Source organism: Nocardia sp. NPDC004604 (assembly GCF_040609795.1).
In the GTDB taxonomy this organism is placed as follows: Bacteria; Actinomycetota; Actinomycetes; order Mycobacteriales; family Mycobacteriaceae; genus Nocardia.
The window spans coordinates 11924-34342 of the sequence record NZ_JBEXLC010000097.1; the positions used below are offsets into that span (position 1 = coordinate 11924).

General features: G+C 65.8%; 19 protein-coding genes. 8 read left to right on the forward strand and 11 right to left on the reverse strand.

Annotated elements, in window-relative coordinates:
* Positions 1-118 precede the first annotated feature (118 nt).
* Together ABZW16_RS29490 and ABZW16_RS29495 are read left to right on the forward strand one after the other, a co-directional pair.
* On the forward strand, positions 119-673 hold the full coding sequence (locus tag ABZW16_RS29490) for a PadR family transcriptional regulator (RefSeq protein WP_040697429.1): 555 nt from the start codon (positions 119-121) through the stop codon (positions 671-673).
* The gene (locus tag ABZW16_RS29495) at positions 666-1808 is read left to right on the forward strand and encodes an inositol-3-phosphate synthase (RefSeq protein ID WP_354959336.1); all 1143 of its coding nucleotides are present in this window, start codon (positions 666-668) and stop codon (positions 1806-1808) included. The genes ABZW16_RS29490 and ABZW16_RS29495 overlap by 8 nt, the downstream gene beginning before the upstream one ends.
* Positions 1809-2195: 387 nt before the next feature.
* Here ABZW16_RS29495 and ABZW16_RS29500 read toward each other — a convergent pair whose 3' ends face one another.
* From ABZW16_RS29500 to ABZW16_RS29525, 6 genes are all read right to left on the reverse strand, one after another.
* The gene (locus ABZW16_RS29500) at positions 2196-2621 is read right to left on the reverse strand and encodes a GyrI-like domain-containing protein (RefSeq protein ID WP_354959338.1); all 426 of its coding nucleotides are present in this window, start codon (positions 2619-2621) and stop codon (positions 2196-2198) included.
* Between the two features lie 8 nt (positions 2622-2629).
* Entirely contained in the window at positions 2630-3088 is a 459-nt protein-coding gene (locus ABZW16_RS29505) for an effector binding domain-containing protein (protein WP_354959339.1), read from the reverse strand.
* Positions 3089-3408: 320 nt separating this feature from the next.
* Positions 3409-5667: a transglycosylase domain-containing protein gene (locus ABZW16_RS29510; protein ID WP_354959340.1), complete on the reverse strand. Its 2259-nt coding sequence runs from the start codon at positions 5665-5667 to the stop codon at positions 3409-3411.
* Positions 5668-6120: 453 nt separating this feature from the next.
* Positions 6121-7011 carry a carbohydrate ABC transporter permease gene (locus ABZW16_RS29515; protein WP_354959341.1) on the reverse strand — a complete coding sequence of 297 codons (891 nt, stop codon included), beginning with the start codon at positions 7009-7011 and terminating at the stop codon, positions 6121-6123.
* Positions 7011-7985, reverse strand: coding sequence for a sugar ABC transporter permease (locus ABZW16_RS29520; RefSeq protein WP_354959356.1), 975 nt, complete (start codon positions 7983-7985; stop codon positions 7011-7013). Before ABZW16_RS29520 ends, ABZW16_RS29515 begins: the two co-directional genes overlap by 1 nt.
* A 75-nt stretch (positions 7986-8060) precedes the next feature.
* Entirely contained in the window at positions 8061-9362 is a 1302-nt protein-coding gene (locus ABZW16_RS29525) for an ABC transporter substrate-binding protein (protein WP_354959342.1), read from the reverse strand.
* A 159-nt stretch (positions 9363-9521) separates the two neighbouring features.
* Here ABZW16_RS29525 and ABZW16_RS29530 point away from each other — a divergent pair, with 159 nt between their 5' ends.
* A complete protein-coding gene (locus ABZW16_RS29530) occupies positions 9522-10364 on the forward strand; it encodes a DUF2786 domain-containing protein (RefSeq protein ID WP_354959343.1) in 843 nt (280 codons plus the stop codon).
* Positions 10365-10791: 427 nt separating this feature from the next.
* Positions 10792-11304 (forward strand): TIGR04338 family metallohydrolase, encoded by a 513-nt coding sequence (locus ABZW16_RS29535; protein WP_354959344.1) that lies wholly within the window; start codon positions 10792-10794, stop codon positions 11302-11304.
* 764 nt (positions 11305-12068) lie between these two features.
* On the opposite strand, the gene ABZW16_RS29540 is transcribed toward ABZW16_RS29535, so the two are convergent.
* Together ABZW16_RS29540 and ABZW16_RS29545 are read right to left on the reverse strand one after the other, a co-directional pair.
* Positions 12069-13031, reverse strand: coding sequence for an o-succinylbenzoate synthase (locus ABZW16_RS29540; RefSeq protein ID WP_354959345.1), 963 nt, complete (start codon positions 13029-13031; stop codon positions 12069-12071).
* A gap of 319 nt (positions 13032-13350) precedes the next feature.
* Complete coding sequence (locus ABZW16_RS29545; RefSeq protein WP_354959346.1) at positions 13351-13485, reverse strand: hypothetical protein; 135 nt, start codon at positions 13483-13485, stop codon at positions 13351-13353.
* Positions 13486-13831: 346 nt separating this feature from the next.
* Here ABZW16_RS29545 and ABZW16_RS29550 point away from each other — a divergent pair, with 346 nt between their 5' ends.
* Entirely contained in the window at positions 13832-14125 is a 294-nt protein-coding gene (locus tag ABZW16_RS29550; protein WP_354959347.1) for a hypothetical protein, read from the forward strand.
* Between the two features lie 281 nt (positions 14126-14406).
* On the opposite strand, the gene ABZW16_RS29555 is transcribed toward ABZW16_RS29550, so the two are convergent.
* Entirely contained in the window at positions 14407-15576 is a 1170-nt protein-coding gene (locus ABZW16_RS29555) for a thiolase family protein (protein ID WP_354959348.1), read from the reverse strand.
* A gap of 101 nt (positions 15577-15677) precedes the next feature.
* On the opposite strand from ABZW16_RS29555, the gene ABZW16_RS29560 reads away from it, so the two are divergent.
* On the forward strand, positions 15678-16187 hold the full coding sequence (locus ABZW16_RS29560; RefSeq protein ID WP_354959349.1) for a helix-turn-helix domain-containing protein: 510 nt from the start codon (positions 15678-15680) through the stop codon (positions 16185-16187).
* Between the two features lie 553 nt (positions 16188-16740).
* Here ABZW16_RS29560 and ABZW16_RS29565 read toward each other — a convergent pair.
* Entirely contained in the window at positions 16741-17388 is a 648-nt protein-coding gene (locus ABZW16_RS29565) for an NAD(P)-binding domain-containing protein (protein WP_354959350.1), read from the reverse strand.
* A gap of 825 nt (positions 17389-18213) precedes the next feature.
* Positions 18214-19308: a sn-glycerol-3-phosphate ABC transporter ATP-binding protein UgpC gene (gene ugpC / locus ABZW16_RS29570; RefSeq protein WP_354959352.1), complete on the reverse strand. Its 1095-nt coding sequence runs from the start codon at positions 19306-19308 to the stop codon at positions 18214-18216.
* Positions 19309-19553: 245 nt separating this feature from the next.
* On the opposite strand from ugpC, the gene ABZW16_RS29575 reads away from it, so the two are divergent.
* Both ABZW16_RS29575 and ABZW16_RS29580 read left to right on the forward strand, forming a co-directional pair.
* Entirely contained in the window at positions 19554-20348 is a 795-nt protein-coding gene (locus tag ABZW16_RS29575; protein ID WP_354959353.1) for an LLM class F420-dependent oxidoreductase, read from the forward strand.
* Between the two features lie 183 nt (positions 20349-20531).
* A complete protein-coding gene (locus ABZW16_RS29580; RefSeq protein WP_354959354.1) occupies positions 20532-22322 on the forward strand; it encodes an ABC transporter substrate-binding protein/permease in 1791 nt (596 codons plus the stop codon).
* Positions 22323-22419: the final 97 nt, after the last annotated feature.

Below are 22419 nucleotides of genomic sequence, written 5' to 3' on the forward strand. Positions count from 1 at the left end.
TACCTGGGAGAACAGCTATATGTATCGCCGACGACTATGCACGTTTATATCGCTCCGATATAGTGAGAAGTCGCATCCATCGGTTAGGTCTGCACACACAGTCAGGGGGTGAAGCCCGATGCTCGAGTTGGCAATTCTCGGGCTGCTCCTCGAAGCGCCCATGCACGGGTACGAGCTGCGCAAGCGGCTGACCGGGTTGCTCGGGCCGTTTCGGGCCTTCTCCTACGGGTCGCTCTATCCGACGCTGCGTCGCATGCAGACGGATGGGCTGATCGCGGAGGAGAACGTCGCGGGCGTCACCCGTCGCGCGCGGCGGGTCTATCAACTGACTCCGGCCGGGCGTGAGCGTTTCACCGAACTGCTCGCCGATACCGGACCGCAGAACTACACCGACGACGGCTTCGGCGTTCACCTGGCGTTTTTCAGCCGCACCCCCGCGGAAGCGCGGATGCGGATTCTGGAGGGCAGGCGACGGCAGGTCGAGGAGCGCCGAGAGGGTCTGCGGGAGGCGATCAAGAAGGCCAGTGGCTCGCTGGATCGCTATACCCGCCAACTCCACCAGCTCGGTCTGGAATCAAGCGAGCGCGAAGTGCGCTGGCTCAACGAGTTGATTGCGGCGGAGCAATCGACGAAGGCGGCACCACAGAAAGAGGGAAATATCGGCCATGAGTGAAGTCAACAAGGCTGAAAACACCAGCTTAACCTCGCCCACCCCGCCGACTTCGTCGGCTGCCATCCCCGAGGTCCGCGTCGCCATCGTCGGCGTGGGTAACTGCGCTTCCTCGCTGGTCCAGGGCGTGCAGTACTACAAGGACGCGGATGAGACCGCGACCGTGCCCGGTCTGATGCACGTCAAGTTCGGCCGGTACCACGTTCGCGACGTCAAGTTCGTCGCCGCGTTCGACGTCGACGCCAAGAAGGTCGGCTTCGACCTGGCCGAGGCGATCTTCGCCAGCGAGAACAACACCATCAAGATCTCCGACGTGCCGCCGAGCGACGTTGTCGTGCAGCGTGGTCCGACGCTGGACGGTATCGGCAAGTACTACGCCGAGACCATCGAGCTGTCCGAGGCCGCGCCGGTCGACGTGGTAAAGGTGCTGAAGGACAACAAGGTCGACGTCCTGGTCTCCTACCTGCCCGTCGGCTCGGAAGAGGCGGACAAGTTCTACGCCCAGTGCGCCATCGATGCCAATGTGGCCTTCGTCAACGCGCTGCCGGTATTCATTGCCTCCGATCCGGTGTGGGCCGAAAAGTTCACCAAGGCGGGCGTTCCCATCGTCGGTGACGACATCAAGAGCCAGGTCGGCGCGACCATCACCCACCGCGTGATGGCCAAGCTGTTCGAAGACCGCGGCGTGCAGCTCGACCGCACCATGCAGCTCAATGTCGGCGGCAACATGGACTTCAAGAACATGCTCGAGCGCGAGCGGCTGGAGTCGAAGAAGATCTCCAAGACCCAGGCCGTCACCAGCAACCTCAAGAAGGAGCTGGGCGCCAACGATGTGCACATCGGCCCGTCCGATCACGTCGGCTGGCTCGACGACCGCAAGTGGGCCTACGTCCGGCTCGAGGGTCGCGCCTTCGGCGATGTGCCGCTGAACCTGGAGTACAAGCTCGAGGTCTGGGATTCGCCGAACTCGGCGGGCATCATCATCGACGCGGTGCGCGCCGCGAAGATCGCCAAGGACCGCGGCATCGGCGGCCCCGTGCTCCCGGCCTCGGCGTACCTGATGAAGTCCCCGCCCAAGCAGCTGGCCGACGATATCGCGCGCGCGCAGCTGGAAGCGTTCATCATCGGGGCTGAGTAGTCACTTCACACGAAAGCCGGGCCGGAGCAACTCTTCGGCCCGGCTTTGCGGTATTCAGGGCCTGGTAGCAGATCACCCCAAATGGTGGCTCGACAGACCCGACTTCTGAACGCACTGTTATGTCGGGGATCGGGCAAGCCGAACTTGTGTCCGGCAGAGTGGTGTAGCAGCTCGCTGATCTGTAGTGAGTGGGAATGGCCGAGGGCCGAGCCGCGGAATTCCGTCAGCCCGGCCCTCTTTCGATTCCGTCGCTCGACTGGTTCGGATTTCGTTGCTCGGCCGTTCCGAACTCGGTCGCTCGGCTCGTCTGGACTTGCTCGGCCTGTCCGGACTCCGTACTTCGGCCCGCCCAGACGAACCTGCGCCCCCCGAACCAGCCTCGAAAACTCAGTCCAGCGAGACGTACACCTCGACCGACGTCGGCCCCGTATAGCGCTCCAGTTCGGCGGTATGCGAGCGGGTGATGGTGCCCGCGCTCTCCGCCTTGCGGACCTGCGCCCATGCGGTGCGCAGCAGGTCGTAGGGCTTATCGGAGACAACGAATTTCGCGTAGCGGCCGGACGGAATGCGGGTCAGCACGTCACCGGCGTCCATATCGTCCATTTCGGCGACCTCGTAGCCCAGGACGGCGACGGCATGGTCGTTCTGTCCGATATAGGCCGCCACTCGCGGCACATTCTTCTCGCGCGCCAGGTACCGGTCCCAGGTGAAATTCACCAGGTCCAGGTCGCGGGCGGTCACCTCGCGCCCGGCCAGTGGGACGGTCAGTCCGGCGACCAGGCTTTCGTCCAATGTGACAATTTCGAAATCCACAGCTGTTCCTACCCGTCGACCGGTTCTTCTGCCAGCGCCACGAACACCTCGGCGGTGCGCGCGTCCGGATAATGCTCCACGTCACCGGTATACGAGCGCACGAAGCGTCCGGCGGCCTCGGCATCCCACACCGCGCGCCAGATGGTCACGATGGTGTCGCCGAGGTTGTCGCCGCTGAGGGTGAACCGCGCGAACCGGCCAGCGGGCACCCGGGCCAGCACGTCACCGGGGAGCAGATCCGTGAGGGTGTGGCAGCGGTAGCCGACGATATGGGTCAGGTACGAGTTGATCTCCGGAGCGTGGTCGACGTATGCGGTCGTCGGCGGCCCGGGCAGGGTGCGTGCCAGATTGCGCTTCCACGCCTCCTCCACCTTCGCGCGCCGCGGCCCCTCGACCGCGAGCGCCGGGCTGCGAAGCACTGTGCCCGCCACGAGCGTCTCGGGACGGTCAACGACATTGAAATCCACCGGCGTAGCCCCTATGTCTAGTCTGTCTCCATCTGGCGGCGCTCCGGGCCCATCGCGCGCCGCTGTATTCGATCGGCGGCGTTCGCGGTGCCCGATCGCGCACGCTGCCTCGTGCGGGCCCGCCGCTCACGCCGCCGTGTCGTCGCTTGTGCGCATATCCTCTCTCATCGATCTTGCGGCGTCGGCGTCGGCCTGGTTTCGGTCCTCGCCATGCCGCGCGCGCGGTCGGCGCCGTTGCCCATCACCTGCACTATGGGCAACGATGTTGCCACGTCATGCGTTCCCGTGGCCCCGGTAAACGAACATTCATAGCGAATCGGTCAACCCGGGACCGGAATGCTCAATCCGGGGAAGATTTCAACTTCCTTAGGCTGCTGCGGTGCGGGCGGGATCACGAGGACCGGTGCGGTCGAGGTGGTGGACGGCGGGATCAGGACGTCGTAGCTGCCGCTGGAGGGTTTGCCCGGATTCGGCGGGCTGCTGAGCGGCGCGGACACCGCGAATTGCTCGATCGGCGTGCCGTCGAGTGCGCCGTCCATCAGCTGTTTCCAGATATCGGAGGGCAGGCCGGAGCCGTAGATATCCGCGCCGCGTGCGGTGCGGATCGGCTCGGACTGTTCGGTGCCGATCCAGACCGCGGTGGACAGCGACGGCGTGAAGCCGATCATCCACGCATCCTTGTTCTGGTCGGTCGTGCCGAGCTGGGTGGTGCCGGTTTTGGCGGCGGAGGGCCGACCGCCGGACAGGCCGTGCCCATTCGAATACGCGGCGATCGGGATCATCGCCCCGGCGGTGTTGTCGGCGATGCCGCGCGGGATGCGCTGCTGACCCGCCGAGAGCTGCTTGCCGACCTGCTGATCGGGTGCGCCCCGATCGAGCAGCACCCGGCCATCGCCCGCGACCACCCGCTGCACGAAGTACGGCTGGTGGTAAACACCGGAATTCGCAATCGTGGCATAGGCCGAGGCCATATCGATGGGGCGAACAAGGTACTGGCCCAGCACGATTCCATTGAGCGGCCGCCCGCCTTCCTCGGTCAGCGCCTTACCGGCGACGCCGGGAATCTCCTCCGGAATCCCGGCCTCGTGTGCGGCGTCGGCGATCGCCTTCGGTCCGTCGAACATCGACATGGTCAGCCGGTAGAAGCTGGTGTTCAGTGAGCGCTTCAGTGCCTCGGACATCGAGCACCTACCGCACGATTCGCCCTCCACGTTGGTGATCCTGGTGTCGCGATCGGTCACCGGTGAACTGTCGAGCACGCGGGTGAGCGGAATGTTCTGCTGCAGCGCCGCGATCACCGCGAACACCTTGAACGCGGAGCCGGTTTGCAGCGGTGCCTGCGCGAAATCGAAGCCGATGCCATCTGATCCGCCGTAGTAGGCGCGCACCGCGCCGGAGCGCGGGTCGATCGAAACCACCGCGCCGCGCAATTCGGGCGGCTGCGGGTCGAGCCGATCGCGGATCGCGCCGAGCGCGGCCTGCTGGGCCTTGGCGTCGATGGTGGTGGTTATCCGCAGTGCGCCGGTATTCAGTTCCCGCTCGCTGATGCCGGAGGCGCGCAATTCCCGCAGCACCTGGGTGCGGATCAGCCCCTCCGGGCCGCGAGCCTCATTGACATCCGGGATCTCGTTCATCGAGACGATCTGCGGGAACACCGTCGCATCGCGGTCACCCGGCGCCAGCACACCCATCTCGACCATGCCGTCGAGCACGTACTTCCAGCGCGCCGTCAGATCGGCCAGATGGGTTTCCGGATCCAGGATCGACGGGGTGCGGATGACTGCGGCGAGCACCGCGCCCTCGGCGAGGGTCAGTTCCGGCGCTGGCTTGTTGAAGTACGCCTTCGCGGCAGCTGAGATGCCGTAGGAGCCGCGGCCGTAGTAGATGGTGTTGAGGTAGGCGGCGAGGATATCGTCCTTGCTCCACTGCCGGGCCATCTTCGCGGCAATGATCAGCTCGCGCATCTTCCTGGTCACGGTGCGTTCGGAGCCGAGGAAGGCATTCTTCACATACTGCTGGGTAATGGTGGAGCCGCCGCCCGCATCCCCCTTGCCGAGAATGTTGTCGCGGGCGGCGCGCAGGAAGGCGGAGGTCGAGTAGCCGGGATTGCTGTAGAAGTTGCGGTCTTCGGCCGAGAGCACCGCATTGCGCACCAGCTTCGGAACATCGGACAGCGGTATCGGAACCCGATTGCCATCGGGCGGAACGACCTTCGCGATCACGGTGGTCTCGTCGGCGGCGAGGATGGTGGCGATCTGGTTGGTCTGCACCGAATCGGGATCCGGAATCTCGGCGCTCCAGTAGACGAGCACGAACAGCAGTGACGGTACCGCGACGAAGGTGATGAACAGGGCGAGCAGCAGCCGTCTGAAGCGTTCGGCGCGGGTGCGCCGAGGTCTATCGGTCGGTGTGGGCGACGGTGCGCGCAGCGACTTCTCGGGTCTGTTCCTGCCCTTTCGCCCTGCCGTGCCGGTGCGGTGCTCGTTGAACCCGGCAACGGATGCGTACGGTGCCGATACCGATTTGCCCCGGCGCCCGCTGCCACGTTGTCGCCGCCTGCCGAACGAGCTCACGATCATCTCCTCCCGGAGCGTCGGTAAAACTCACCTGCACGATACGATCGGAAACCGGGACTTCGGCGGGTACATGCCTTTTCACGCCGAGGTGACCCGGGATGCTACCACTCGAGGTTCCGTCATCGGGCGGGTTCGTATCGCAGTTTCGACGTAATCCATTGCCGCACCCAAGTACCGGGGAGCGAGTCCTACGAACCGCTGTCCGCGGCCATCTCGCGTCCGAGTCGTCGAAGTGCAAGCGCGGCAAGCACAAGCGCATGAGCCGCCGCAGGCGCGCGACCCAGCAGCGTCATACGCCCTGCAAATGAGCCAGCTAGCGCCCGCTGCGCTACCCACTCCGACTGCTCGCCGAGCGTAGTCATAGGGTGGTCGCGCCGGCCTGGGCGACCACCATTCGACTACCTTCGACGCCCTGGACCCCGGGGGCGATACGGGAGGAGCTATCTGGAGGCGGAATTAGCTCTTGACGCCGCCTGCGGTGAGGCCGGAGATGATGCGGCGCTGGAACAGCAGCACCATGATGACCAGCGGGATCGTGACCATCGTGCCCGCGGCCATGATCGCGGCGTAGGGCTGCACGAGCGGGTTGTTGCCGGAGAAGCGCGCGATCGCGACGGTCACCGGTTCGGTCCGGTCGCTGGAGAGCAGCCGGGCCAGCAGGTATTCGTTGACCGAGGCGATGAAGGCCAGGATCGCGGTGGTGAAGACCGCTGGCGCGGCCAGCGGCAGCATGACCAGTCGGAACGCCTGCATCTTGGTCGCACCGTCGATGCGCGCGGCTTCTTCGAGCTCCCAGGGCAATTCGGCGAAGAACGAGGCCAGGATGTAGACGGTCATCGGCAGCACGAACGAGATGTTCGGGATGATCATCGCCTGGTATTCACCGATCCAGCCGAGATTGGTGAACAGCTGGAACAGCGGGGTGACCAGCACCACCACCGGGAACATCGACGCGGACAGGATCAGTCCGGAGACCAGGTACTTGCCCTTGAAGGTCAGCCGCGCCAGCGCGTACGCGGCGAGTACGCCGAGCACCAGCGCGGCGGCCGTCGTCACCGCGCCGATGATCACGCTATTGGTCAGCGCCTTGCCGAAGTCGTTGCCGCGGCTGGTGTCGAAGGCATTGCGGAAGTTCTCGAGCGTGACGTGGGTGGGCCACGGGGTGTTGTCGAAGGTGTAGTCCGGATCGCGGAATGCCGTGACGGCCATCCAGTAGAACGGGGCAAGGCCCCATACGAGCACGATCAGCGCACCCAGGTACAGCCGCACCGGACCCAGTCGCTTGGTCCAGGGTGTGGGTGCCACATTCTTTTGGGCCGCAGGCTTTTCGGTGATCACCGTGGTCATCAGTGCGCCTCCCGCTGTTCTTCCTGGGTCCGAACGGCATTGGCGCCCAAGACCTTTACCAGCAGGAACGCCACCGCGAAGATCAGCAGGAAGGTGATCGTCGAGAGGGCGGCCGCACTATTGGGGCCCTGGCGAACCTGTTCGACCACCAGCGCCGAAATCGGGCGGGTGGCCGGATTGCCCAGCGTCATGATGGCGGGCAGATCGTAGAGGCGCAGTCCGTCCATGGTGCGGAACAGCACCGCGACCAGCAGCGCGGGCTTGAGCAGCGGCAGGGTGATCTGGGTGAAGCGCTGCCAGGCCGACGCGCCGTCGACCCGCGCCGCCTCGTACACATCGGCCGGAATCACCTGCAGACCGGCCAGCAGCAGCAATGCCATGAACGGCGTGGTCTTCCAGACGTCGGCGGCGATCACCGCGAACCGCGCGGGCCAGGCCTCCGAGGTCCACAGGATGTGGGTGCCGAAGACCCGGTTCACCACGCCGTCGTACTGGAACATGAACTCCCACAATCGGGCGGTGACCGCGGTCGGAATCGCCCACGGCACCAGCACCGCGGCACGCAGCAGGGCGCGGCCCTTGAAGGTCTTGCCCATCACCATGGCCATGCCGAGGCCGAGGGTCGCCTCCAGGGTCACCGTGATCACCGTGAAGAACAGCGTCACACCGACGGCCAGCCAGAACTGCGAGCCGAGGTTGCCGGTCGGGCAGGAGACCGTCTCGCCCGCCGCCTGACACTGCTGCAGCAGCCAGTGCGTGTAGTTCGAGAAGCCGGCGCTGCCGCCCTCGACGAACATGCCGGTCGCCGGGTCCAGCCCGGGGTCCTTTTGGAACGACATGTACAGCGCGCGGAAGACCGGATAGCCGACGACCACCGCGAGGGTGATCAGCACGGGCGTGACGAATAGCCACGCCTTACCGGAACGCCGCAGCTCCAACGCCAATGTTCCACCGAATCCGCGCTTGTTCGGCACGGGAGTGGCCGTTCCCGAAGGATCCGACACCGTTTCTACTCTCCTACAAGGTGGTCGGGTCCGCTGCTCTTATGCCTACGACCCGGCTGTCTCGATGCCCTTTTGCATACCGGTGATCGCGTCGTCGACGGACTTGGTTCCGTTCAACGCAGCATAGGCGTTGTCCTGGATGGCCTTCGACACTGCCGGGTAGAACGGAGTGACCGGACGCGGCACCGCATTGGCGATCGAATCCTTGAGCGCGGGCAGGTATGGCATCTTCGCGATGAGCGCCGGATCGTCGTACATCGACGCGCGCACCGACGGCAGCGCACCGGCCGCGACGATGTGCTGCGCGTCCTCGCTGATCAGGTAGCGCAGGAAGTCCAGCGCGGTGGCCTTGTTCTTGGAGAACGCGCTGATGGCCGCGTTGTAGCCGCCCAGCGTCGAGGCGCCGACGCCGTTCTCACCCGGCAGCGGCGCGACCCCGAACTTGTCCTTGACCGCGGAGGATTCCGAACCGGCGTCACCGAAGGTGGACGGCCAGTTGCGCATGAACAGCAATTTGCCGGTGTTGAAGGCGTTGGCGCTCTCCGGCTCCTTGAAGGTGATGGCTTCCTTCGGGATATCACCGTTGCGGTACGCGTCGACCAGCACCTTCAGTCCGGCGCGCGCCTGCGGGGTATTGACGGTCGGGGTCTTGCCGTCCGCGCCGACGAAGGTGCCGCCGTAGGCGTTGATGGCCTCGGCGGCGTTCACCGTCAGGCCCTCGTACGGTGCGAGTTGGCCTGCGTAGCAGCCGATGTTGTTCTGCTTGGCGATCGGGCACTGCGCCAGCATCTCGCTCCAGGTCTTGGGCGGATTCGGCACCAGGTCCTTGCGGTAGAACAGCAAGCCGCCGTTGGTGTTCCGCGGCGCGGCGTAGAGCGTGTTGTTGTAGGTGGCGCTGGCGACCGTCGGGGAGAGCAGGGCGGAGGTGTCGATCTTGAAGGTGTCCTTCAGCGGCTGGATCCAGCCCTTCGCGGCGAATTCCGCGGTCCACGGCACGTCGAGGGCGACCACGTCATAGCTGGACTGCTTGGAGCGCATGTGCTCGACCAGGTCGTCGTACTGCTGCGAGGCGTCGTTGGACTGCTCTTTGAACGTCACCTGCTCGTCCGGGTGCGAGGCATTCCAGCGCTCGATCAGCTGCTTGACCGCGCCGGTCTCGGTGGTGTCCTTGCCCTCCACATAGGTGATCGGGCCGCGACCGGTGAGGTTCTGGCTGGACGGATTACCGCCGTTATCGCTGGAGCAGGCACTGGTGAATGTCGCCATGAGCAGCGCCACAGAGGCGGCGGCCACCGTCGCGCGGGGCACGAGCGACGAACGCAGGGACGACACCTTCTTCAAAGCCATCGCGAACACTCCAAGGTCGAGACGTGAGCAGCAGCACACCTTGCAGGTGCACAAGGCAAGATACATGGTTGTTATATGTGACGCAGCGATTGCGCCCGTAAACGGGCCGGGTCCGACGTCACGGTTCCGCTGTCGCAGCTGCTCGTTAGGCTGACTGTGATGACTTCGCCGAATGCGGTTCCCGACCGGATGCTGACCCGGATCGGTGGGTTGCTGCGCCAAGCCGAATCGACCGAAAACGAACACGAGGCCGAGGCGTTTCTGGCCGCGGCCCAGCGGTTGGCGACCAGATCCTCGATCGATCTCGCGGTGGCCCGCGCGCATATCGCCGGACGTGAGCGCAGGCCGACCCCGGTGCAGCGGATGATCCCGATCGGCGAACCGGGTAAGAAGGGGCTGCGCACATATGTGCAGCTGTTCGTGGCGATCGCCGCGGCCAATGATGTGCGCTGCGATGTTGCGCGCACCTCGACCCAGGTCTACGCGTACGGCTTCGATTCCGATATCGATGCGTGTGAAGCCCTCTACACGAGCCTGCTCGTGCAGATGGTGCGTGCGTCGGATCAGTACATCAAGTCGGGCCGATACCGTTCGGCCACTGTGGAAAAGATCGTCACGGAGAAGCGCTGGGGCCGCCGGGTGCAGCGCCGGATCCAGGCCCCGGTCGCCCCGGTGACCGCCCGCCTGAACTTCCAGATGGCCTTCGCCGCCCGAATCGGCCGCCGCCTGGCCGAGGTGAAGGCGGAGGTAGAGGCCGAGGTGGTCCCCGCCACCGCTGCCGCAGGTACCGCACTGGCCCTGCGCAATAAGGAAATCGAGCTCACCGATTTCTACAAGCGGACCTCGGAAGCCCGGGGCACCTGGCGCGGGCCGCAGGCTTCGGCCGGACATTCGGCGGCGGCTCGGCGGGCTGGTGATCATGCGGGTCGGGCGGCGCGGTTGGGGACGTCGCCGGAACTGGGGGCTGCGCGTGGGGAATTGCCCGGGGGGCGGGGTGAGTGAGTTGGGGCGGTTGCGTGCCGCGCGGTTGGGTAGGTTTTCCGAACTCGGTGGCACGCGTGGGCGATTGCCCAGAGGTGAGTTGGGTGAGCTGGCGGTTTCGTTGAGTATGGGGCGGGTTGCTTCCGGACTGGGCGCCGCATGGGCAATTTGCCAGGATTGCGGGTCGAAGTGAGTTGGGTGCGCCGGTGAGGTTTTGTTGTGCGTGGGGCGTGCCGCGCGGCTGGGTGGGTCTTCTGAACTCGGTGGCGCGCGAGTGCCCGGGATGTGGGGCGATATGAGGGCATCGAGCGTATGAGCGAGACGGATGCGCCAGGAGTTTCGTTGCGTATGGGTTGGCGGGTTTGGACTCGGCGGGCTGGGTGGGGCGAGATGGGTGGGCTCGGGCGATACCGGATCAGCTGCGTGGTGAGCGCATGAGCTGGGTACGATGAGCGCGCGAGATGGCCAGCGCGCCAAGGTGTATGACGCCGAGCAGCTGGTGCGGGGGGTGTTCGATCGGGCGGATGAGTACGGTAATCGCACGATAGAGATCTACGGTTCGCACCTCACGCTGCCGATCGAGCGTCGCTTCGCGTCGGTTGAGTCGGTGCAGGTCTATACCGATAAAGTGCTGAGTCTCAATTGGGTTCGGGCGCAATGGGAGCGCGCTGCCAAGCCGGTGCGGGTCCGATCCCGCGCCGGGACCGCCGCCGCCCACTATGAGGCCGCGGAAGCGGTGCTTGCGGTCCCCCTCCACACCGGCTCGACCGCATGGGCGCTGCGCGAACTGGTGATCCTCCACGAACTTGCCCATCACCTCGAACCAGCGGCTGCATCCGTCGCCCCGCACGGGCCCGAATTCTGCAGCCGCTACCTCGAACTCGTCGACGGCATCATCGGGCCCGAAGCAGGTCTGGTCCTCCGCTCGTCCATGCTCAGCTGTGGTGTCCGTCTGAACTGATGCCTGTCATGCCTCGCGTGCGACGTCTGCGGCGGCGCTCGTCGGATTTCACGGCAGCCGGTCACGCGGCCCAGCGTGAACGGCTGTGGCGTCCGCCTGAGCTGAGGGCCGGACGCGCTTCCCTGGCGTCCCCGCGGCAGCGCCCGTTGGCAGCTGATCGTTGGACGACCCGGTCATACGTCTTGGCGTGGACAGCTGTGGTGCCGGCTCGCGCTATCGCCGGTCACATCAGGACGCCTAGGACGACCCACGCGCGCCTGTCGGTAGCGGGCGGGGCAGGCGGGGCCAGCCGCTGCGGCATGGTTCGGCTGCAGGTGCCGCTGGCCCGTAGACATCATGGCTGCGGATATGCGAGTCAGCGTGCACGACTGGGGCGTCCGCTCGACCTGGCGCCTGTCGCGCCTCACATGGGCCGTCTTCGCGGCAGCGCATGTCAATTGCTGATCGTTGGATTACGCGGTAGCGGACATACAACTCAGTGTGTGGCTGTGGCGTTGGCTTCCGTTGAGTCTGGTGGTCGTGGACCGGTGGCGGCTCTGCGGTGGTGCCTAGTGGTAGTTGGTCGTCGGGTGTCGCGGTACCGGTCTTACGACTCAGTACTGGGGCTGGAGCGCTGTCTCCGCTGACGTCTGGCGCCGCCGAATTCACCTGCTTCGTTTGTGATTGCGCACTATGTCGGCAATGCCGGGTCGACACGGGTACCGAGCGTTGGGGCGAGTGGAGTGGCGGTTCGAATGTGCCAGCCGCTGTTTCGTTAGCCTCGATCATCGGGGCGGGGGGAGCGCGCGGACTCGGGTTAGGCGGTCTTCCCACCAGCGGGTTCGTGCTGGGTCGGGGTGGCGGTAGCGCTCCAGTAGGGCGGGGTCGGGAGTCGGGGGAGTTTTCGGGACGGGCATGAAGCCGTTGACCGGGCGTAGCGAGTCGGAGACGAGGTCGCCGTCGAGCAGGGATAAAGTGCCAAGGCCGCAGGCGAATTCGAGGGTGGGCAAGGTGGCGGCGAGGGCGAGTTGGGCGGCCAGGCCGATGCTGGTCTCGAGGGCCGAGGACACCACGCAGGGCAGTCCGGCGGCCTCGGCGACCCGGAGTGCGCGGCGCACCCCGCCCAAAGGCGTGCATTTGAGTACCGCGATATCGGCCGCTCCGGCCACCGCGACGCGCAGCGGATCCTCGGCGCGGCGGATGGATTCGTCGGCGGCGATCCGCACATCGACCCGACGTCGCACCGCCGCCAGTTCCTCGATGGTGCGGCACGGTTGTTCGACGTACTCCAAACCGCCTGCGGCACGGTCGATCTGCTCGATATGCGCAACAGCGGTCTCGACATCCCAGACCGCATTGGCATCCACGCGAACGGATCCATCCGGCCCCAGCGCATCCCGGACTGCCTCGACCCGTGCCAGATCCTCGTGCAGTGAATCGGCGTGGTCGGCGACCTTCACCTTCGCCGTCCGGCACCCTGATCCGGCCACGATCGCATGCGCCCGCTCCGGATCAACCGCTGGCACCGTGCAATTGATCGGAATCCGTTCGCGCACCGGCTCCGGCCACCCGACCGTCACCTGCTCGACGGCAGTCGCCAGCCACCCCGCCGCCTCCCGATCGTCGTACTCGGGAAACGGACAGAATTCCCCCCACCCCAACGCCCCCCTGATCAACATCCCCTCGCGCACCGTAATGCCGCGGAACCGGGTCCGCATCGGAATGGCGTATACGAAGCTATCGCTCATCACCTGCAGCCTAGAGGCCACCGACACCGCCGGTTGGACGGCATCGTCTCGCCAGTGGTTAACCCCAGCATCCCGGACTCCCCGAGGCCCCCGCCCTCTCCACCGCCACTCCCAGGGTGCTACCACCGCCCGACCCCGCCCAGCATTGCCACACCGCCGACCGGAACCCGATCACTGCCGCACAAGGCTGGCCACCCCAGCCCACCATGTCCCGCCCGCCGCAACGAAACTCTCCGGGCCGATCCCCGCCAACGCATCACTATCAGAGCATGTTTCGTCCAGCGCGCCACCAAGCAACTCCTGCACCACGCCAACACCTTCAGCACGACTCCCCACCAAACCCCGATGTCGGCCGAGAATCCTTGGCCATCCGAACCAACTCCTGGGCGGCCAACTCCTCGGCCGAAGCCTGCACCGGCTCTTTCTTCCTCGCCACGGCATCAAGTGTCGTCATCACGGCACCTTCCCGCTGAGCATCACTCAGCGAATCGGGCCGGAAACACCCCTAAATCCACAGTCCCACAGTCCCCGAGAATGCGATGGTGCAGGGGTGCTCTCGACGTTTACCTGCATGAGCGCATGGTGATCGTTTGTCCAGGGGGTTGGGCAGGCTGAGAGGGGGGATGCGAGGGGGGATCGTGTCAGCGGGGTTGGGTTGGAGTGGCCTGTGTGGGACGTCGGCCGTGGTGTGCGGGTGTTTTGGTGCGGCGGAGCGGGTGTGCTGGGCGTGGAGCGGCAGTCATGCTGGGGGTATGGGATCGGGGCATTGGGGGGTGCGGGTGGCGAATGCTGTTCGGGGGGTGGTCGGGTCGGTTATTGCGGTTGGGTTTGCGTGGGTGGTGGCTGCTTTTGTGCCGCTGTATGAATTGCTTGGGCGGAGGGCGGATCCGGCGGGAGGTGTGCGGTATCTGCCGGTGGCGTATTGCGTTGCGTGGGTTGGTATCGCGCTGTCTGTGGTGGTGGTCGGGGTTATGGTGGTCGGGAAGATTCGGTATCGCCGTCGGATCGCGTGGGTGCCGTTGGTTGCGGTGCCATTGGTTGCCGAGTCGTGGCTGCTCGGGTTTCTGCTTGCGGTGGTGTTGGTTTCGATCTGAGCTCGGCCGGTTGCCCGTGCTGTGGGCTGGGCACCGAATCGTCATAGCTCGCCTTGAATTTCCTGCCCATCGCGACAGACGCGGGTTACTCGGTTCGTGCCGAGTTCGGGTGGTTGTCCTTGCTGTGGGCCGGGCACCGAGCGAATCGTCAGAGCCCGCCTTGATGTCCCAGCCCACTGCGACACACGCGGGTTACTCGGTTCGTGCCGAGTTCGGGTGGTTGTCCTTGCTGTGGGCCGGGCACCCGCATGCGGGCTACCCGGCTCAGCGGAACGCCGTGGTCAGAGGCGTTCGAGGATGGTGGCGTTCGCCAGACCGCCTGCCTCACACATGGTTTGCAGGCCGTAGCGGGCGCCGCGCTCCTGCATGGCGTGCACCAGTGTGGTCATCAGGCGGGCGCCGGAGGCGCCGAGTGGATGTCCGATGGCGATGGCGCCGCCATTGACATTCACCCGGGACAGATCGGCCCCGGTGTCGTGGGCCCAGGCCAGCACCACCGGCGAGAATGCCTCGTTGATCTCGACCAGATCGATATCCGAGAGTTGCAACCCGGCGCGCTGCAAGACCTTTCGCGTGGCGGGGATCACCGCGGTCAGCATGAGCAGCGGATCGTCACCGGCCACCGCGAAGCTGTGCAGCCGGGCCAGCGGCTTCAGGCCGAGTTCCCTGGCGCGCTCGCTGGTCATGATCAGCACCGCGGCACTGCCGTCGCTCACCTGGCTCGCGGTCGCCGCGGTGATCTGCCAGCCGATTTCCGGGAAGCGCGCGGCCATGGCCTCGTCGTAGTAGGCGGGGCGCAGTTTGCCGAGGGTCTCGAGGGTGCTGCCGACCCGGATGCCCTCGTCGGTTTCCAATCCGGCGATGGGTGCGAGCTGACCGGTGAACGCGCCGTTCTTCGTTGCCAGCGCGGCCTTTTCGTGGCTGCCGAGGGCGAATTCGTCGAGCTGGGCGCGGGTCAGCCCCCAGCGCGCCGCGATCAGTTCGGCGCTGATGCCCTGTGGCACCAGACCCTCCGGGTAGCGCTCGGCGAAGCCGACGCCGGAGATGTCCTCGGACCCGATCAGGTTGGCGCCCATCGGAATCCGGCCCATCGACTCGACACCCGCCGCGACCACGATGTCGTAGGCGCCGGCGATCACGCCCTGTGCGGCGAAATGAATGGCCTGCTGGCTGCTGCCGCACTGGCGGTCGACCGTGGTCGCGGGAACGGATTCCGGATAGCCCGCGGCCAGCGCGGCGCGCCTGGTCATATTGGCGCCCTGCTCGCCGACCTGGGTGACGATGCCGCCGATCACATCGTCGATGAGCGCCGGATCGATGCCGCTCCGGTCGACGACCGCGCGCAGGCTGTGCGCCAGCAGGTCCACCGCGTTGACGTTATGCAGCGCCCCGTTCGGCTTGCCCTTGCCGATCGGCGTGCGTACCGCTTCGACAATCACCGCGTCTCTCATGGTGGTTCCTTTCGAACCGCGAGCCGGACCCCTTTGCCTGGCTCTATTGGCTTATAGTCAGGTTAACGTCTGGATATAGTCGCCTCAAGTCAGATATCGCTATGATGTTCGTCATGGCAGCCGTAATGGAAGGATCGTTGGCCGATCTGAGCGCGTGGAAACCCACGGAATGCTCGATCGCGAAGGCAATGGACATCGTCGGCACCCGCTCGGCGATCCTGATCCTGCGCGAGGCCTACTACGGCACCACGCGCTTCGACGGCTTCGCGGCGCGCGTCGGCATTACCGACGCGGCGGCCTCCGGCCAGCTCCGCAGGCTCACCGAGGCGGGCCTGCTCACCAAACGGCCGTACCAGGAGGAGGGCAAGCGCACCCGACACGAGTACGTGCTCACCGATATGGGCCGCGACCTGCTGCCCGCTGTGCTCGCGCTGATGCAGTGGGGCGATACGTACCTGCAGCCGGGACCCGCACCGCTACTGCTGGTCGAGGAGTCGAGCGGCGCGCCGGTTCGGGTTCAGGTCCGCAGTGATGAGGGTCGCGAGATCGACTTGGAAGAACTCGGGGTCAGGCTCAATCCAGACTATGCACGCGCCCGATCAGCGAAGTGATCGCGCGGATGTCGTCCGGGCGTCGAGCGCATCCCGTCGGCCCACACCGACGATCCACGTCGGTGCCCCACCGCTGGCCCGTGCTGGTGCCGCAGCGTCGATCCGTCTTGGTGCCGCGCGGCTTACCGCGCTGGTCCCATACCGCCGACTCGCGCTGGCGCTGTACTACCGACTCGCGTTGGCACTGCACCGCTGATCCGCGCTTGGTCCCGTTCCGCTGACCGCGTTGACGCCGCAGCATCGATCCGTGCTGGCGCCGAACCGTTGATCCGCGTTGGTCCCGTACTGCCCGTTGGTGCTGCGCACCGCCGATTCGCGTTCGTGCCGCACCGCTGGCTTGTGTTGGCGCCGTGGCGTCGTTCCGTGCTGGCGCCTTCCACGACCCGCACTGGTCCCGTACCGCCCGTTGATGTCGCGTACCGCGGATCCGCGTTCGCACGGCACCGCTGGCCCATGTTGGTGCTGTATCGCTGGCCCGCGCTGGTGCTGTACCGCCCGCCCGCGTACCGCCGATCCGCGCTGACGCCGCACCGCTGATCAGCAGAAGATCCCCTCAGCCAGTGACAACCGCGTAGTTGATGTCCTCGGTGCCGAGCTTGTTGTAGAGGTGGACCCACAGCAGGACGAGGGGTTCGGTGCTGCGGGCGGTGACTACGCCGCCGAGGTCGATGATCTGCTCGTCGGTCCAGCCGAAGGATTTCAGGAGGTCGGCGACCTCGGATTTGGCGGACTCGTCGTCGCCGCTGAGGAAGACGTTGTGCCGACCCGGGATTCGGGACGGGTCGACCATGAGTTGATTGTTCATGGTGTTGAGGGTCTTCACCACGCGCGCGTTCGGAAAAGCCTGTTGGATCTGCTCGGCGACGCTGCCTGCCTCGGGAGTGGCCAGCTTCGGTGGGAATCCGGCGGAGAAATCCAGTGCGTTCGATACGTCCACAATGACTTTGCCGCTCAGATTCGCCGCACCGGCGGCGGTGAGCGCGGCCAGCGAGACGGTGCCGGACGTCGCATTGATCACCAGTTCGGCATCGGCGGCGGCATCCGCGAAAGTGCCATGGGTGCCACCGGTTTCGCGCGCCCACTCGGTCGCCGCCGCGTTGTCGGCGGTGCGCGAGCCGAGCGTCACCGCATGCCCGAGTTCGACCAACTTGCTCGCCAGCCTGCGTCCGACCTGCCCGGTCCCCAGCACCGCTACCTGCAACGTCCGCTCCTCGCGTCGATCCTCGTTCGAGCGTCGAGTTTAGGAACACGGGGCGGTCTTCGCCTGGCCTTCCGCCGTGGGCGAACGCCACCGGCGTTGTCTCGGCGAGCGCGCCGATGCATGCCGAGCACCTGGACTCGCTCGAAAATTCAAGGGGGAAGTATGTCGTCCGTATCGCCGCGCCGGTGGGACTGCCTGTTGTCATTGGCTGTCGCCGTTCTCATGTTCGGGGGCTTCGCGCTCTACTTGAAACTCCTGTCCATGTGCGAGGACTCGTGTCCAGTCGCCGCCGCTCCGCCCGACTTGTGCGCCACGACCGGTACCGGCCTGTCGCGCGTTTGGTGCAAGACGGCGTGCCCGAAAGGCGATCACTCGTCGGGTTCAGGTGCGGCTTGCCAGTACCGCACCGCCGAAGACCGTCCGATCGACTCCGATAGGTATGGCTTCTTGAAGGCGGCTGCTGCGTCATGGCCAGGTCAGCTGGGACTCGGGTGCCGACCGTGCCGCCGCCGCGCTCGCCTCATCCTGTGCGAACACCGCGTCGCCGGGTCAACTCAGACTGCGAGCGGTCTCGGGGACGCGGCCTGCACCTCATACAACGACGAGGGCAAGGACGGCACCGCATACGGTTCGGCCGTGGTCCGACGCGGTCCGGACCTGCTCTGGGTGGAGTACTACACGCACCCCGGCGCCGCCGGACAAGCTCAGCAGGCGGTCACCGAGACGACGCTAGCGGCCCCAGCGGGCGTCAAATGATCGGAATCTGTTCTGCGCGCGCACTTTTCGCCGTCTCTGGATCGGCAAAAAGCGCACGCGCAGCGCAGTTCAGGCCAGCCGACGACCGTCGACGGCGGAGAAGAAGTACGTGTGCTCGGACGTCGCCGTCAACTGCACCCGCGTGCCCTTGGCAGGCGGGTTACGCCAATCCGCCCGCGCCACAATGGTTTCGCCAGCACCGTTCGTCGCGCCCTCGGCGACGGTGCGGCCGTAGATGTACGCGTCGGAGCCCAGCTCCTCCACCACATCGACCTCCATCTGAATGCCCGACTTGTCCAGCGCCGCGCCGAACTCCAGGTGCTCCGGCCGGACACCGACCACCACCGAACCCTCGGCCGCATCCGCGACCGACCGCGGTACCGGCAGCGCGGCCCCGCCGAGTTCCACCGCGCCGTCGGCGACCGGCAGCGTGAACAGATTCATCGCGGGCGACCCCATGAATCCGGCAACGAATACATTCGCCGGATTCCGGTACAGATCGCGCGGTGTCGCGCACTGCTGCAGCAGCCCGTCCTTGAGCACTGCGACCCTATCGCCCATGGTCATCGCCTCGACCTGGTCGTGCGTGACGTACACGGTGGTGGTGCCGAGGCGACGCTGCAGCTGCGCGATCTGCGTGCGGGTCTGCACCCGCAGCTTGGCGTCCAGATTCGACAGCGGCTCGTCCATGAGGAATACCTGCGGCTGGCGCACGATCGCCCGGCCCATCGCGACGCGCTGGCGCTGACCGCCGGACAGCGCCTTCGGCTTGCGGTCCAGATACGGCTCGAGGTCGAGCAGTTTGGCCGCCTCCAGCACCCGCCGCTCCTTCTCCGCCTTGGCGACCTTGGCGAGTTTGAGCGCGAAGCCCATATTCTCCGCGACCGTCATATGCGGATAGAGCGCGTAGTTCTGGAACACCATCGCGATATCGCGTTCCTTGGGTTCGGCATGTGTGACGTCGTTCTCGCCGATCAGAATGCGCCCGTCATCGACGTCCTCGAGTCCGGCGAGCATGCGCAGCGAGGTCGACTTACCGCAGCCGGACGGACCGACCAGAACGAGGAATTCCCCGTCGGCGATCTCCAGATTCAGCTTGTCGACGGCGGGTTTGGACGAGCCCGGGTACAGCCGGGTCGCGCTATCGAAGGTCACGGTGGCCATGACAGATCACATCCCATCACCGGCAGGAACGTGCCGGACGATCCGAGTAAGGGTTGACCGGCGATACTACTGGATGTGCTCGCTTCGCACACGATGTGCTCGAGTTCGCGCAGGAATGGGGTCGGATCCCGCATCGACGGTGAAATGGTAAGCGCTCGAAGATCGGCGACTTCTTATCGGTCGCTCGCTGGGGTCAGCCGGTAGCCTCGATCGGGGAACCAGTTCGAGCGACGAGGAGCAGTCTCATGACCCGACCGGTTCGAATCGGAGTACAGCTACAGCCTCAGCACGCGCCCGACTACGGTCTGCTGCGCGACGCCGTACTGCGGGCGGAGGACGCGGGCGTCGATATCGCCTTCAACTGGGATCACTTCTACCCGCTGACCGGCGATCCCGACGGTGCGCATTTCGAATGCTGGACCATGCTCGGCGCCTGGGCCGAGCAGACCGAACGGATCGAAATCGGCGCGCTGGTCACCGGTGGCGGCTATCGCAATCCCGATCTGCTCGCCGATATGGCGCGCACGGTGGACCACATCAGCGATGGCCGACTCATTCTCGGCATCGGCGCGGGATGGTTCCAGAAGGACTACGACCAGTACGGCTATGAATTCGGTACGGCGGGAACCCGGCTGGCGCTGCTGAAGGAGAATATGGCGCGGCTCAGCGCCCGGCTGAAGAAGCTGAACCCGCGGCCGACCCGAGATATCCCGATCCTGATCGGCGGCGGTGGCGAGCGCAAAACGCTGCGGCTGGTCGCGGAATACGCCGATATCTGGCACACCTTCGCCGATCTCGAGGCGATCACGCACAAGAACAAGGTGCTCGCCGACCATTGCGCGGCCGTCGGCACCGATCAGGCGAAGATCGAGCGTTCGGTGCAGTGGCCGGGTGCGGAGCAGGCCGCGACCTTCGTCCAGGCCGGGGTGACCCTGTTCACCGTCGGGGTCAGCGGGCCGAAGTTCGAGCTCAGCGAGGTCGAGCGGGCGATCCGGTGGCGTGATGAGTTCAATCCGGAGCCGGTCAGCGGCTTGGCGTAGGCGGCGCGGAACTCCGGTCGATGGCCGGATTCGAATCACCGTGATCCGAATTCCGGGATCGGGCGGTGGTGCCCTGTCCGCGCACGCCCGGCGGCCGTGAGCTGGGGCGGTGTGCTGCGACCGACTGCGAGCGCTCCGGGGTAGCTGCGGATTAGCGCCGATCGGACGCTAGGGTTACGCGTCATGGCTGGTCTGCCCGCTGTGCGGTCTCGTGCGCTGATCGCCGTGATATTGCTTGCCGTCGGCCTCGCCGCCACGGCCTGCGGTTCCGGCGACCATTCAACCGATCGAAATCAATGCACACCACCCGGGCTGAGTGCGGCATCGGCCGCACCGACGAATCTGGGCTCGGCCGCCTCGGCGGGTGCGGACAAATACACCACCGCGAGCACCCTGCCGCTGTCGGCGATCGATGCCGGCAAACTGCGGCTGATCACGCCGGGCAAACTCACCGTCGGCACGCTTTCGGACGCACCGCCGAGCATCTGCTTGAATTCGGCGGGCTCGTTCACCGGCTTCGACAATGAGCTTTTGCGCGCGATCGGTGCGAAACTCGGCCTCCAGGTGGAGTTTTCGGGCACCGAATTCGCACCGCTGCTCTCGCAGGTCTCCGGCGGTCGCTTCGATATCGGCTCGTCGAATATCACCACCACTGCCGAGCGCCGTGAGCGCGTCGGCTTCACCAATGGCTACGACTTCGGCTATTTCTCCCTGGTCGTCCCGAACGGCAGTGCCATCAAGGGCTTTTCGGATCTGGGGCGCGGCACCAGAATCGCCGTCGTGCAGGGCACGGTGCAGGACGATTACGTGGTCAACCAGCTGCATCTGGATCCGGTGAAATTTCCGGACTACGCCACCGCGTACGCAAATCTGAAGACCGGTCAGGTCGACGCCTGGGTCGCGCCATCGGCGCAGGCCGAGGGCCAGGTGAAGCCGGGCGATGGCACCTCGATCATCCAGAACACCTTCAGTCTGGACAATTTCGTCGGCTATGCGGTCGCCAAGAACAACCAGCCGCTGATCGACGCGCTCAATAGCGGTCTGGACGCCGTGATCGCCGATGGTACCTACGCCAAGCTCTACACCGAATGGGTGCCGCGGCAGCTGCCGCCCGGATGGAAGCCAGGTTCGAAAGCCGCACCCGCACCGCAACTTCCGGACTTCGCTGCCATTGCAGCCGAGAAGAAGCCGACCGACGCTGGGGCGAACGCGCCGAAATCCACACTGACGCAGTTGAAGGAGACCTTCTTCGACTGGTCGCTGTACCGCAAGGCATTTCCCGACCTGTTCAAGACCGGTCTGCCGAATACCCTCATTCTGGCCGTGGTTTCGGGTGTTCTCGGTACCGTTCTCGGCATGCTGCTCGCGGTGGCGGGTATTTCCCGGACCCGCTGGCTGCGCTGGCCCGCCCGCGTCTATACCGATATTTTCCGCGGCCTGCCCGCCGTGGTGATCATCCTGATCATCGGCCTCGGCATCGGCCCGGTGGTGCGAAATATCACCGGCAACAACCCGTATTGGCTCGGCGCTATCGCACTCGCCCTGCTGGCCTCGGCGTACATCGGTGAAATCTTCCGCTCCGGAATCCAATCCGTGGAGCCGGGGCAGCTGGAGGCCGCACGTGCCATCGGCTTCGGCTACCGCCAGGCAATGACATTGGTGGTGATCCCGCAGGGTGTGCGCCGGGTGCTGCCCGCGCTGATGAACCAATTCATCGCGCTGATCAAGGATTCGTCGCTGATCTACTTCCTCGGCCTACTCGCCACCCAGCGCGAACTGTTCGCGGTCGGCCGAGATCTCAACGCGCAGACCGGAAATCTCTCGCCGCTGGTCGCCGCGGGCCTGGTCTACCTGCTGTTGACCATTCCGCTTACGCACCTGGTCAACTACATCGACCACCGCATGCGCACCGGCCGACCCGACCAACCCATCGACCAGGTCGAGGCGGCCACGATTACGGAAGGGCGCGGATAACCCATGAGCGAGCGGAGCGAGCGAATCGAAACACAGCGCCTAGAGGCGGTCATGCCGGAACCGAGCGCCAGCGAGGTGGAGGCATGAGTGCCTCCCT